This window comes from Solitalea lacus, from assembly GCF_022014595.1.
In the GTDB taxonomy this organism is placed as follows: domain Bacteria; phylum Bacteroidota; class Bacteroidia; order Sphingobacteriales; family Sphingobacteriaceae; genus Solitalea; species Solitalea lacus.
Window position 1 is genome coordinate 3,794,748 of the sequence record NZ_CP091740.1, and the last position, 14,181, is coordinate 3,808,928.

Here is a 14,181-nt window from a genome sequence, read left to right on the forward strand (position 1 = left end):
ATAATTTTCTTTGCACTTTTTGTTAAACAGTCAATCCTACTCCATAATAAACAAACCCCACTTTCTGCAATTGTACGTCATCATAAATATTGCGTCCGTCAAACACTACTTGTTCGTGCATTATGTTTTTTAGTTTGACCCAATCGGGCAATCTAAACTCGTTCCATTCAGTAACCAAGGCAATAGCAAGAGCGCCCAAAGCTGTTTCGTATACATCCTTGCACCAGATAACTTTATCACCTAAGGTTTTCTTCCCTTCGTGCATGGCAATAGGGTCAAACACTTTAATAGTTGCACCTGCCCTTAGCAGGCTTTCAATTAATACCAATGAAGGTGCTTCGCGCATGTCGTCGGTATTGGGTTTAAAAGAAAGCCCCCAAATGGCAATGGTTTTGCCGTTCAGGTTTCCATCAAAATGACGGTTTATTTTATCAAACAAAATCGATTTTTGGTCTTCATTAATGGCTTCCACAGCTTCCAAAAGTCGCAAGTTATAGCCTAGACTTTTCCCAGTTTTAACCAAGGCCTTCACATCTTTGGGAAAACAGGAGCCTCCATAGCCAACTCCGGCGTATAGAAACTTTTTACCAATTCGTGGGTCACTGCCAATGCCATTGCGTACGTGGTTAATATTGGCCCCCACCAATTCGCAAAGGTTAGCAATATCATTCATAAAGCTAATGCGGGTGGCCAGCATGGCATTCGCTGCATATTTGGTCATTTCGGCAGAAGGAATATCCATGTAAATGATGCGGTAGCCATTTAGTAAAAACGGTTTGTAAATGGTATCCATTACTTCACGAGCTTTTTCACTGTCCACCCCAACTACGATCCTGTCAGGGCTCATGAAATCTTTTATCGCTGCGCCTTCCTTTAAAAATTCAGGATTTGAGGCTACGTCAAATTCAATATCAGCATCACGTATATCCAAGGCAGTTTGGATGGAGGCTCGTACTTTTTCCGAGGTGCCTACCGGTACGGTACTCTTGGTAACTACAACGGTGTATTGCTGCAGATGCTTACCAATTTCGTTAGCTACTTTCAGCACATAGCTTAAATCAGCACTTCCATCTTCTCCAGGTGGGGTACCTACAGCAATAAAAATGGCATCGGCTCCGTGAATATGCTCTGCCAGAGATGTACTAAACTGCAATCTCCCCTTTTGGGTATTGTTTACAACAGTGTTTTCAAGTCCTGGTTCATAAATTGGCAGGATTCCTTTCTGAAGATTATCAATCTTGACTTTATCAATATCAATGCAGCATACGGAAATGCCAACATCAGCAAGACAGGCGCCGGTTACTAACCCTACATAGCCTGTTCCGATTACTAGTATTTTCATTGGTTTTCGGTTTAGTTTATTTTTTGATATTCAAATTTCCGTTTAATGAAACACCTTTTGTTGTGATTCTTGCTCAGCATAATACCCATACCCATATCCATACCCATATCCATACTGACCACCATCTTTTATTCCATTGAAAATCAAATGAAGGTTTTTGAAACGTTTTTCTTTATAAAGTGCATCAACCATTTTAATACGCTCCTTTGGTGTATATTGATGACGGGTTACGAATAAAGTTGCATCAACAAAAGGTTCCATAATTTGAGCATCGGTTACAAGACCAACCGGAGGAGCATCAATAATGATGTAATCAAACCGATCTTTTAACGTATTCATTAACTCTTCAAAACGAGCACTAATTAGTAACTCAGCTGGGTTAGGAGGTAAGGGACCGGTGGTCATAATGTAATAATTATCCTGCCCCGGCACTTTAGAAATCAGCTCATTCAGATCAAACTGTCCGATTAAATAATTGGATATTCCCCTCGGGTTACTTAACTCTAAATATTTCTGAAGTTTTGGTTTGCGTAGGTCTAATTCCAAAATAATGGTTTTCTTTCCAGTCATGGCCAAGCTTGCCCCAAGGTTAAGGGAAATAAAAGATTTTCCTTCACCACTAATACTAGAGGTAAATAACAGTGTTTTTAATTTGCATCCCGGTACTAGGAACTGCAAGTTTGTTCTTAGCGCTCTAACTTGTTCGGCTAATACAGAGCGTCCTTTTTTGCTTACCACCAGCACTTCATCGTGTTGGTCATAAGAAATTTCAGCTAGTATTGGCGCTTTGGTTCGCTCTTCTATATCAGTTCGTTTAGTTATTTTGTCGTTCAGTAATTCAATTAGGTAAATAATACCAAATGGTACAGCTAAGCCTAATAAGCCAAATAAAACTATTATATTACGTTTTACTGGCTTAACCGGTCCACTACTGCTGCGGGCGCTGTCAATAATACGGCTATCAGGCACTGCTGATGCATATGAAAGGGCAGTTTCTTCACGTTTTTGAAGCAAGAATAAATACAGGTTGTTTTTGATAGCCTGTTGACGTGAAATATCTACCAGTTCCCGTTCTTTACGCGGAACGGTACGGATCATTGTTTCCATCCGCGAATTTTCATTTTCTAATTTATAGCGGGTTGTGGCAATAGAACTTTTCAGAGTTTGTATATTATCCAGGATGTTTTGTTTTAAACCAACAATTTGATCATCTAAAGCGGAGATAATTGGATTGTCGGCACGTACAACTTTTATGGAGCTGGCACGTTTCAATTCTAAGTCACTTAAAGATTTGATAAGACTAAGTAGAGTTGGGTCACTGATTCCCAATGTTGCCGGAACGGTTCCATTACTGTTGTTTTTAGCACGAACGTATTTCTCTATATCATTCAACACGCTCTGCTGAATTTTTACTTCATTCAGCTTCGTATCATTTTCTTTTATGCTTTCCAAAAATAGCTTTGATTCCGCACTGATATCGGTAATTCCCTCTCTCGATTTAAAGTCTTCTACATTCCTTTCAACAGTACTTAAGTCCCCCGCAATCAGTTTAAGTCGCTCTTCAATAAACTCTAAGGTTATTGCAGCTACTTTGTTTTTATCATTGATAGCCGCTTTGTTATATTCTTCAATAAGGTTGTTTAGAAAATCTTTTCCTTTTTGAGGCACGTTGGTAATGAGGCTTAATACCAATACACTAGCCATTTTGTTAGTAGTTTCTACATTGAGTTGCGCCTGATAAGCTTCGGCCACTGCAGTAATGGGTTGTAATACAATGTGCAATTGCTTTATGTCTTTGTTTAGTCCGGTACGAATAAACAAGAGGGTACCATAAGGAGTTTGGGTTACTTTATTTAAGGATATGGTTTTACCATTTAATTCGGCTTGGCCATTGTCTTTTAAAACAAGTTCCAAGGGTTGATCGTAAATTGTTTCCAGTGGATTAATTAGTTGCAGTTTTACGGGGCTTTCTTTGTAAAGGTCCCTGTGACGAATGCCTTCCCGAACAATATAACTGATGTTCAAGTTGAGGTTTTTGACCACATTTTCCAGTAAAGTGTACGAACGGATTATCTCAATTTCATTTTCTACAACTTTGTTTGATGTGAAGATGTCTAACTCTTTTAGCATGGCATCCTGGCCCAACCCTTTTTTTTCATCTTTTATTAAGATACTGTTTTTAACCAGGTATTGAGGCGTTTGATAGCTTAGGAATATGAATGCTGCAATTATTGCCACAACAATAGACGCAACAAACCATTTCCAGTAGGCTAAATATTTAAATATTAAGGTCTTTAGGTTAAAATCCTGCTGTTCTTCTTGTTGAAAGAAAAATGGGTCTATTTGGTTATTCATTTTTTATTTGGCAATACTGGTGATGATAACTGTAATTAATGAAAGTGCACTTATAATTACTGGTGCTAATTGGTAGGTACGGTCAGATGTTGCTACCCTACTTGAACTCGGTTCTACATACACTATATCTCCTGATTGTAAATAGTAATAAGGAGAGCTGAACATATCACGATTGGTCAGATCCACACGGCCAAATTCACGTTGTCCGTTACGTTCACGGATAACTAAAATGTTTTGGCGTTTTCCGTAAATGGTTAAATCACCCGCCAAGCTTAAGGCTTCAGGCAATGAAATTTTTTCATTGGGAATGGAATAAAGAGATGGCCGTACAACCTCGCCCATAACCGAAATCTTATAGTTTTGAATGCGAACATTAACGGTAGGGTCAACTAAAAATTTGTTTAGTTTTTGAGTTAAAAAATCTCCGGCTTCTTTGGTACTTAGCCCGTCAAGTTTAATTTTTCCGGCCAAAGGAAGCGTAATGCAACCGGTTTGATCTACCAAAAATCCTGTAGCAGGAGTTAATACGGTGTTGTTTTGTTGATTCAAATTGGCAGGTGCCGGGAAAGGGTTAAACATAGCACTAGCTTCGGGGCTAAGGCTACTTACCAATACGGCTAGAATGTCCCCAGGTTGAATTTTTGCAATGAATTTATTGTTGATGTCGAGTTTGGAAAGATCAGTTTCAACACTGGCAGGTTGAAAATAGGTGACTTCTTTCCGGCTTACACAGGAAGTAGCCAGCATGCCTGTCACAAATGAAAAAACGACAATGAACGACTTATAGAAGTTAAACTTCATTTAAATTATGAGATTTGAATAAAAAGCAAATACTTAGCTATATATATGGTAGAGAGCAATTTCGAGCGGCGAATGTATGCAAAATAGATGGATTATTTAACTATTCTGATGGAAGTGTTGATAAAATGCGTACAATTACCCAGCTTCGTAACATTAAATCATGTTTATTAACTTAAAGTTTATCATTTTTTAATCATTTATAATTACTGATTGATTATTTGTTAAACAACAACCTCTTTGTTGTTCCGAGATCAACAAGTACGCACATAATGCTTTTAAGTTAATCACAGCTGATTAATTATGTGGAAACCATTCAATTCAATGATTTAAGAATTTCTGTTCTCCGAGCGGAATGGTTGCAGGGGAATTGGAATGCACCCATTAAAGTAAAGTCCGGACACAAGGCCCGGTCTTTACCATTTAGCTATGTATAGAAAAGGTTGTACTCCTGTCTATCAGCGCTCATTTTGCTGCATGCCACTTGCCTTGATCACATCATCCGGAATCGGGTAGACATAGCGTTTATCATTGGGGGCGAGTTCATAAATCGTACCGTTCAGATTTCGTTTCAAGGTGACGGCAAACCGCCCGTCCTGGTTCAATCGCCGCAAATCCGTCCAGCGCAGCCCCCGAAACAGGAGTTCTTTCCGGCGTTCAGTGAGGATGACCCGCAGCGCTTCCTCTGCGCTACCTGCAGAAAGCGGCACAAAGCTGGCGCGTTCCATCCTGTTTTTGAGCAGCGTATTCAAATCGTTCATCGCCTCCAGTACCTGTCCTTTTCGGGCCAGGCATTCCGCGCGGATCAAATACAGCTCATCCCTGGCAATCCCGCCAAAGTGCAACGCTCCGCTGTAGCTGCCGATGAAGGTATGGGTGCCATCCGGCCGGCGGGAGAAAAAGGCTTTCCGCCGCAAATCGCTAGCCGCGTAAGAGCGCACCAGCGTCGAATCCACCCGGTAGCTGGTGGAAGCTAAAATTGAACTGTAGGAGAGCTGGGCATAAAACACCATCTCCTCATTTAGGGGCAGAAAGGGATTGGCGCCAATCAGATCCAGCAGGTTATAATCCAGCAGCGTCGGATTAAGCTGCAGCGCGGAATCTGCTGCCGCATAGGCCTTTTCGTAGTCCTGCATCGACAAGTGCACCCGGGCCAACAGGCCCAAGGCCGCCTGCCGGGTCGGCCGGGTTTTATACACGGAAGACGTGCTGAGTAACGGTGCTGCCTGGGTTAAATCGTTGACAATCCGCTCGTAGGTTTCCTTCAGGCTTGCCCGCCCCGAGCGTTGATTAATGCTGGGGGTTAACCTCAGCGGGATGCCCAAGGCCGATCCTGCCGTAGGTTCGGAGTAGACCGGGGCATAAATCTGAGCCAGGTCGTAAAAGGTATGAGCCCTGAAAAATAAGGCCGTTCCTTTCAGCTCCTTCCACTCGGCCTGCTGGGCCGAAGAGGACTTGAGGTCCTCCAGCCCCTGAAGCACCGTATTGCAATAGAGCACCCGCTTGTAGGCGGCATTCCAGCTCAGCTCCGTTCTGCCCCCAAAGACATCTTTGGCCCAGACGTAGGCATTCCGGTTGGTGAGGGAAGCCGCTTGCCAGGTACTGGCCCTGAGGTAATAGTTATCGGCGCCGATTTCCCCTAATAGGGCATAATTGTTATTCATGACCCCCGAGGCATTATCCAGCAGCTCCCGAAAGTCCCGCAGACTGCTAGGCACCACCAGCGCTTTATCCGACTGGGCATCCAGCCATTCTTTGCCGCAGGAGAACAGTCCTGCTGTAAAAAGGAGAACGTATAGGAAATAGGTTCTTTTCATGATCTTGCGAGTTAAAGGTTAAAAATCTACCCTGATTCCAAAGGCGAGGGTTCGGGCCGCAGGCAGGAACGAGGCGCCTCCGTTGGGCACCGCGTCCGGATCAATCCCCTGCTTATTCGCCCTCCAGAGCACCCCCAGGTTATTGGCATACAGGTAGAGCTCCAGGTGCTCCACGGGAAGTACCTTCATCTGTTTTTTACGTAAGGCATAGCTCAGGTTCAAATCCTGCAACCGCAGGTGGGAGGCATTCTCCACCAGCACCTCCGATTTCAAATAGAAATCATCCCGGTTGCTGTTCAGTAGCGCCGGCAAGGAAGGTACCGTAGTGATCCGTTCATCCCCCGGCTGTTGCCAGCGCAGCTCATAGTCCCGATGCCCGCTCCAGGTTTGGGCCAGTTGCGAATAGGAGATGGACGGGCGGCGGAAATAATAACCCAGCTTGTAGCCAAGGGAAAAGGACAGCCCGAAATTCTTCCAGTTCAGCGTATTGCGCAAGGCGCCCGAGTAGACGGGGCGGGCCGGGCCGTGATACACTAGCTCCTCGGGAGGGACCCCCATAATGGCCGAATAGTTCGTACTTTTTTCGCCGTTCACGTAGCCCACCGGATCGCCCGTCTGTGCGTCCAGTCCTGCAAAGCGGTAGCTGTACACCCCGTACACGGGCCGGCCTTTGAGCGGATAGATGTCAATCCCGGTGCTCAACTGGGTGTAGTTATAGGCCACGTCCTTTTTAGCATAATCCGTCACCCGATCGGTGGCATAACTGAAGAGCAGCTGACTCGACCATTTCAGCCCCTTGTCCAGATTCCGACTGTTGAGGTTCACGTCGATCCCCTGCCCTTTCATGTGCGCGACGTTGCCGCGAAAGCTACTCACTCCGCTGGTCGGGTCCGGGGCCAAGCTCCCGATCAAATCCTGTCCGTTTTTGCGGTAGTATTCCAAAGAGCCGCTGAGCACCTTGCCCTGCAGCTCAAAATCCAGGCCCACATTCAGCATGCCCACCTTTTCCCAGCGCAGCTCTGGATTTTGGGGATTGATGATCTCTAGGGTCCGGACGAAGTTGAGTTGATCGTAGCTGTAGCGGGCGGTGGTATAGGCCGTCACCGTTTTATCGATGTTGCCGTTGTAGCCATAGGTGGCCCGTACCTTCAACTTGGATACCCCCTTAAGCTGATAAAACGGCTCCCGGTGGATCATCCAGCCTCCTCCCACTGACCAAAGCGGTACGGAGCGGCCATTGGTGGTTACGCCAAAGTAATTACTTTGATCCAGGCGGCCACTTCCGCTCAGCATGTAGCGGTCTTTCAGCGTATAGGAGGCATTGGCATAAAAGGAATGGAAGCGGTCCAGTTTTTCGCTTTGTCCGCGCAAGGTGGGAATGTAGTTATAATAGCCCAAGGGGCGAACTAGGTAGCTTCTAGTGAGGTCGAGTACTTCGCTGCTCAAGGTTTGAGGATCATAGCCATACAGCCTACTGGCGCTGGCCGCAGTGGATAACTCCTTGGCCTCTGCGCCCAGGAGCGCTGCCACCGAATGCGTCTGGTTCCAGTCTTTTACAAAGTTTAGCTGGCCGCGCACAGTCTGTGCATTCAGCTGCCCGTCCTGCCGGTCCAGAATGTCGCCCAAGGGAATGTTCCGGATTAGGCTCGCTCCACTGCCTTCACTAAACTGGTTGATCAGATCGCGCGTGGCAAAAGAGGCCCGATCTTGCAGGTTGGTCGTGTTGGTAAAAGCACGTTCGTATTGGTAGCTGGCTTCCGCGTTCAAATAGTCCGTCAGGGAGTACTTCAGTTGAACATTGGCCCGCATGTCGTTCTGCTCGGCACGGTTTTGGGCCAGCCGGAGGTCTTCAAGCGGGCGGTAGGCCCAGTCCAAATAGCCGCTGGCCGGGGCGCTTTCCACAAAGCCGGCCCGGTACTGGCTGATTACCGCCAGGGGATTGCCGGCTGCGTCCGCCAGCTGGGCATACGGATACAGGCGCTTACTGGCGTAGGCCGAGGCGCTGGAGAGCAACTGAATCCCCGGGTTATTCAGGCGGTTGGTACTTTGGGTATAATTCAGCCCTGCGCCCAGCTCCAGTTGCTTGAGAGGTTGAAAGGAGAGCGAGGAATTCAGCGTCATGCGCTTGTAGTGATTGGCAACTTCGCTGGGCAGGTTATTGTCCCAGCCGCCCGAAACATAGTAGCGCACGTTCTTGCTGCCTCCCTTGAAGCTCAGGGCGTACTGCTGGTGGACGCTGGGGCGAAAGAAATGGCGAGCCAAGTCCTTACGCACGTCCAGTTTACTCAGCGCCTCCAGCCGCCTTGCCGCCTCCGCGGGTGAGATCAGCCCGTCCCGCTCCTGGATCATCAGTTCCACCGCCGGGCTCAAGGCCGACTGGGTCTCGTCCTGCTCCAGCCCTTGGTAATAGTCGGCACGAAACATGTGCCGCTCAAAATCCAGAAAGCCGGCCGAAGAAATCGTGGGCAGGTAAGCGAGATCGGGCTTTTGCCCAACGGTAACGTTGCTTGTCAGCTGCATTTTCAAGGGTTCTTCCGTTTTGCCTTTTTTAGTGGTGATCACTATCACCCCGTTTCCGGCCCTGACGCCCCAGATCGAGGCGGCAGCGGCATCCTTCAGCACGGTCACACTGGCCACATCGCTCGGATTGAGGTTATTGATATCCCCGTCATAGGGGAAATTATCCACGACAATCAGGGGCTGGGAATTGCCGTAGATGGTGCTCTGCCCGCGAATGGTGAGCGTCGGTTCCCCGAAGGCCGAGCGGTTCACCACCAGGCCACTGACCGTGTTCTCCAGCTTGGCCAGCACACCGGTGGCCACCACCCTATCCAGCTGCACCTGGTCTACTTTAGCAAAGGAGCCCGTGGCCCGCGTCTGGGGCAGGTGTTGATACCCCGTGGAGACCACCACCTCTTTCAGCTGTGCAGTATTTTCAGTTAAAGTAATCGAAAGGGCCGTTTTCAGCGGCACTTTAAAGCTCACTTCCTTGGTCTGGTAGCCAATAAAAGAAACAACGAGCGTATAGCTGCCTTCGGAAAGATGCAAGCGGAACTGTCCCTGCCCATCAGCTGCAGTGCCCGTTGTGCTACCCTTTACCAGTATACTGGCTCCCGCCAGCGGAAGGCCATCGGCAGCAAGGACCTGTCCGGTGACCGAGCCTTGCGGGCTGGTCTGTCCGCTGGCCAGCTGCGGCACACACAATAGGAGTGCCCATAAATAATTCAACAATTGTTTCATATCAGTTAGGTTGAGTGGTACGATCTTTAATTACCAGCACCTCCACCTGGCGGGTGACTGGTGTTAATTCCAAATGATAGACGGCAAGGGCCTTTTGCAATTGGGCCAGGTCCCCCAGCTCTGCTTTCAATTCAATGTCTATATTGGTGGTAATGCTGGTTTCATCCAGTATGCCAAGTTTTGAGTAGGCTTGCAGCGTTTCGATGAGCGCCTGAACGGGGTGATTCACCAGGCGCAGGCCGAAATAATTCTCCTCGGCCTGGGGCGGGCCGCCTTTGGAATGAAGGGTGGGTTTTCCACTGCACCGTAAGGCCAGACAGCTGATGGCTTGCTGCTCCAGGCTTGCCGTTAGCGGAAAAAAGCGCTCTAGATCCGCACGCATCATGGGCAGCAGTTGATCGGTAGCCTCGCCAGGGAAATTCAGCTCGTACCCATAGGTGGGTGCCGCGTTCTTCCCCTTTGGGGCACGGGACAAGGAATCCTTCCGGATCACCCGGGTTTTCCAGATGGGATACGGCAAGAGGTGTTTCCCCTGGCCGTAGGTAATGCGAAAGAGCATTTCCGGCGTGCAGTTCACCGCCTTTACCTTCCCAGTACCGATAAAGCTGTTGCTTCCACTTCCCGCTTGGTAGCCGCTGAAGACGGAGCTATACAGCAAACCCGGCGAAGGCTCCCCTCCACCTGTTGCAACCAGCGCGGGTGAGGCTGGTGTTGAATTTATTGCCTGGGTATATTCAGGCAGAAAGTGATAATTGCCATTGACAAAATCCTGAATATTGCCAGCGGTAAGCTCCTCGGAGGTAGTGATGCCGCGAAAGATCCCCTGGCGGTCGATCCACGCATACTGCGGAACAAGGCGTATATTAAACAGCTCCCACAGCCGGTGATCCCTGTCCAGTACCACCGGCAAGGTAAAATCCCGGACCTGTTTGACTTTTAAGAGGAAGGATTCAATTTTCGCTTGTTCTTCATTAGTGACCAGCAGCACCTGCAAGTCTTTGGCAAACTGCCCCTGCAAAGCCTGCAGTTTCGGCATCGCCGAAACGCAGGAACCGCACCAGGTCGCCCAGAAATCAAGGATCACGACTTTGCCCTTAAAGTCCGCCAGGCGAGCGGAGCTTAACGGAAAGTTGAGAATGGTGGTTAAACTCACATCCGAAAGATTGGCGCCCACGTTTGCTTTTTCCTTTGTTAAGCTGGGGCCCTGGGCGAGTGCGCCTACCGAGAGGCAGCAGCACAGCATTCCGATGACGAGGCTGCACCGCGCTTTCTGCCCGCAAGGAGCCTTGGGCTCCTGCGGCACCGTTTTTTGGCCCTTGGGAACCGGCCATACCGCTCCTATTAAGCCTGTTTTTTCTTTCATAGCTTTTAAGATTAATTGAAAATTAATTGGATTGTTAAGATGTTACGGCCTAAATAAGCCGGATGCGTACAGCATCTGTCCTTATCAAGGTGGTAGCGTTTTGAATTGCTCGATGGTTAAATAAGACTTCATATACTGATTGATTGGTTACTTTTAAATGCAATAATCTTAGATTAGATTTATTAGAGGAGTCTTAAAAGTGAAGCAAGCAGAAAAAGAAAAGGCATGGAGCTCAACTTATCGCTTTAGAGGCCGTAGGAAGCCTGGAAACAGATAAGCGAGCCCATACCTATAGCATGGGCATTACACCTATCGTCTTGTTTCCGTGAAATTTCCTACGTTTCTAAAGCAAGACTCTTAAGTGCGAATACCTTCAATATCTCTATAAAGGATCGCGAAATTAATTAAACTACTTTCAAAGTTTATTTTTCAAACTTACCAAAAAGAAAACACACATACAAGTATGTGTGTTTTCTTTTTGTAATATTTCTTTTTTAGCTCAATGGAGACTAAAAATAATATTGATCCTATTGAACAGTATGTAATCGATGCAGTTAGAGAAAGGCGTGAATTGCTTAAAATTTCTCAAGCAGAACTTGCTCGTCAATTAAATTACTCAGAAGGTTTTATTGGCAATATTGAAAATCCTAAATATAGAGCTAAATACAACCTCAAGCATTTGAATATGATTGCTAAAATATTGAAGTGTTCTCCTCGAGATTTTTTACCAGTCGAACCTATCTAAAGTCCCCTCCTCATACATTCGGTCCGCCCCACCGCAGAGAAAGTTTAAGTTAAAGAAACTTCGACTAAAATAAAACGGGATAACCCTTTAAGTGAGTTATCCCGCCTGGATATTAATTAATATCTAAATTATCTCCAGCTATAATAAGTACGTTGGGGGCCGAAATTTACCCGCAAACCTAAGGTAAGTAGGCCAAAGGAATCTGAATATTTATTATCATAACGAGGATTGTACCCATCAATATTATCAGTTAAGGCAATATTATGTTGATAGTTCACATTCAACTCAATAGGTGTTTCATCTCCATATTCCACAAATTTGATATTCAGTCCAGCATTTAAAGGAATGATAACGTTTGTCCCAGAATATTTTACGCCACCGATAGATGGAAATTTCCCTCCCCCATCATTTGTAATGTAATTAAAGTCATTCATCTTGCTTTTTACAACACCTATACCCGCTCCTAGGTAGAGATTATTCCAAAAACCATAAGTTTCTTTCCACCAAGGGCGAAGAATTTCACCCAAACTCATGTTTACTGTACTATTAAAACTTGTAAAATCAGCTTCAAAACCTCTTCCATATTGATCGGGCTTATTTTTTGAAAACTTACCGTCATTTACGTTTAAACTTAAAAAGGTAAATGGAGTAATGTGAACGTCTCCTGAAAATCCGATACTAAAATTAACATCTCCGTAACCGGCATCCATGTTAGCACGATTTGCACCGACATTTAGGGTTGCTGCAAACATATTATACTTAAACTGTGCACTTGCCGAAAACATGCCAATAAATAGCAAACTAAGCGAGAGTAAATATTTTTTCATTTTTGGAATAATTGGTCTGATTGTAATAAAATTTCTTTTTGGTGCTATTTCACCTTGACCTTTATACTGCATAATTACAATTTAGGTTCTACTTATTAACATATTATTTTAAAAAAAATTAAAATATTCAATTCATACTATATTTTATTAATCTACAACTCAGTTATTACAAATATTAATAACATATTGATACTAAAATAACTACTGCTTAATGTTATTTGCCTAATAATCGCTAACTTTGCCCCGCCTATTAAAAAACAGGCACCTTTACGCATCCCTACTCAACCAACTTAACCAATGACTTACAGATATTCCTCTTATTTAAAGGGGCTTAACATAGGCGTGGATTTTTTACTGCTAAATCTTAGCTTTTACCTTGCTTATGCAAGTACATTTGAACATTGGATTGTCAAACATTCCAGAGAGTTCAACCCTCTGCATATGTTAACCATTAATCTCATCTGGTATCTGGTAACCGGTATCTGCAAGCTTTATGTAAATGTTTTTTCCAAAGAGTCTATTCCTACTATTAAAGTAACTTTAAAATCGGTTATCGTTTTTGGCCTCTGTATGCTATTACTTACTGATGGAATAAAAGAGTATACCCTTTCGCACCGAATTCTTGTTACCGGTTTAATTTTTTTCACTGTTCTTATTTTCAACTGGAAACTATTTTTCCTCCTTCAACGCATTCCACATAAAAACCGCTTAATTGAATACAAGCCTGTAGTAATTGCGGGAGCATCAAAAAACGGCATCGAACTTTACAACTACCTCAGTAAAAATTCTCGCTTAGGTTATCAGGTAGTTGGTTTTTTTGAAGATAGAATAACAGTTAATAAAAAAGGTGTGACCATTATAGGAAAGCTTGACGAATGTGTCAGCTTTGCCAGAAGAAGAAATGTTGAGGAAATTTTCTGTGCCTTACCTGAATCGGAAAATGAAAAAATTAACCAGTTGATGCTGGATGCAGACAAACATTTAATCCGCTTTAAACTGGTACCTGATGTTAAAGATTACTTCCGCAAAAATGTAATGGTGGAACTATACGGACACTTACCGGTATTAAGCCCTCGGTCAGAACCGTTGGAAAGTAAGGGTAACCAAATTCTTAAACGTGCCTTTGACATTGTGTTTTCTCTCTTTGTTATTGTTTTTATACTTAGTTGGCTCTATCCTATTTTAAGTATGTTGATTAAGCTTGAATCTAAAGGACCTGCATTATTCCAACAAATACGTTCAGGTAAAAACAACAAGCCGTTTTACTGCCTTAAATTCAGAAGTATGACGGTAAACAATGATGCTAACCGTAAACAAGCAACTAAAAATGATGCTCGAATAACCAAAATCGGTCGCTTTTTACGCAAATCAAGCATGGATGAACTTCCTCAGTTTATCAATGTATTGAAAGGGAATATGTCCGTTGTAGGACCGCGCCCTCATATGCTTAAACATACTAAAGAGTACTCAGAAATTATCGACAAGTTTATGGTTCGTCATTTTCTGACACCAGGCATTACCGGCTGGGCCCAGGTAAACGGTTTAAGAGGAGAAACCCAAACGCATGAAGATATGGAAAACCGGGTGGAAGCTGATATTTGGTACCTGGAGAATTGGTCGCTCCTACTCGACTGCAAAATCATCTTCATGACTGTTTACAAATCTATTTTTGGCGATAAAAACGCTTATTAATT

Annotated in this window: 9 protein-coding genes; 2 read left to right on the plus strand and 7 right to left on the minus strand. The window is 45.0% G+C overall.

Going from position 1 to position 14,181, the window contains the following annotated elements:
* Window positions 1-22: 22 nt before the first annotated feature.
* The 6 genes from L2B55_RS16300 to L2B55_RS16325 all read right to left on the minus strand — a co-directional run bounded on the left by L2B55_RS16300 (window position 23) and on the right by L2B55_RS16325 (window position 10,915).
* Window positions 23-1,342, minus strand: coding sequence for a UDP-glucose dehydrogenase family protein (locus tag L2B55_RS16300; RefSeq protein ID WP_237847248.1), 1,320 nt, complete (start codon window positions 1,340-1,342; stop codon window positions 23-25).
* A 42-nt stretch (window positions 1,343-1,384) separates the two neighbouring features.
* Window positions 1,385-3,697 (minus strand): GumC family protein, encoded by a 2,313-nt coding sequence (locus L2B55_RS16305; protein WP_237847249.1) that lies wholly within the window; start codon window positions 3,695-3,697, stop codon window positions 1,385-1,387.
* Window positions 3,698-3,700: 3 nt separating this feature from the next.
* Window positions 3,701-4,498, minus strand: coding sequence for a polysaccharide biosynthesis/export family protein (locus tag L2B55_RS16310; RefSeq protein WP_237847250.1), 798 nt, complete (start codon window positions 4,496-4,498; stop codon window positions 3,701-3,703).
* 455 nt (window positions 4,499-4,953) lie between these two features.
* Complete coding sequence (locus tag L2B55_RS16315) at window positions 4,954-6,312, minus strand: RagB/SusD family nutrient uptake outer membrane protein (protein ID WP_237847251.1); 1,359 nt, start codon at window positions 6,310-6,312, stop codon at window positions 4,954-4,956.
* 18 nt (window positions 6,313-6,330) lie between these two features.
* On the minus strand, window positions 6,331-9,552 hold the full coding sequence (locus L2B55_RS16320; protein WP_237847252.1) for a SusC/RagA family TonB-linked outer membrane protein: 3,222 nt from the start codon (window positions 9,550-9,552) through the stop codon (window positions 6,331-6,333).
* Window position 9,553: 1 nt separating this feature from the next.
* The gene (locus tag L2B55_RS16325) at window positions 9,554-10,915 is read right to left on the minus strand and encodes a redoxin domain-containing protein (RefSeq protein ID WP_237847253.1); all 1,362 of its coding nucleotides are present in this window, start codon (window positions 10,913-10,915) and stop codon (window positions 9,554-9,556) included.
* 502 nt (window positions 10,916-11,417) lie between these two features.
* Here L2B55_RS16325 and L2B55_RS16330 point away from each other — a divergent pair.
* The gene (locus L2B55_RS16330) at window positions 11,418-11,660 is read left to right on the plus strand and encodes a helix-turn-helix domain-containing protein (protein ID WP_237847254.1); all 243 of its coding nucleotides are present in this window, start codon (window positions 11,418-11,420) and stop codon (window positions 11,658-11,660) included.
* 128 nt (window positions 11,661-11,788) lie between these two features.
* Here L2B55_RS16330 and L2B55_RS16335 read toward each other — a convergent pair whose 3' ends face one another.
* Complete coding sequence (locus tag L2B55_RS16335) at window positions 11,789-12,487, minus strand: hypothetical protein (protein WP_237847255.1); 699 nt, start codon at window positions 12,485-12,487, stop codon at window positions 11,789-11,791.
* A 297-nt stretch (window positions 12,488-12,784) separates the two neighbouring features.
* On the opposite strand from L2B55_RS16335, the gene L2B55_RS16340 reads away from it, so the two are divergent.
* On the plus strand, window positions 12,785-14,179 hold the full coding sequence (locus L2B55_RS16340) for an undecaprenyl-phosphate glucose phosphotransferase (RefSeq protein ID WP_237847256.1): 1,395 nt from the start codon (window positions 12,785-12,787) through the stop codon (window positions 14,177-14,179).
* Window positions 14,180-14,181 lie beyond the last annotated feature (2 nt).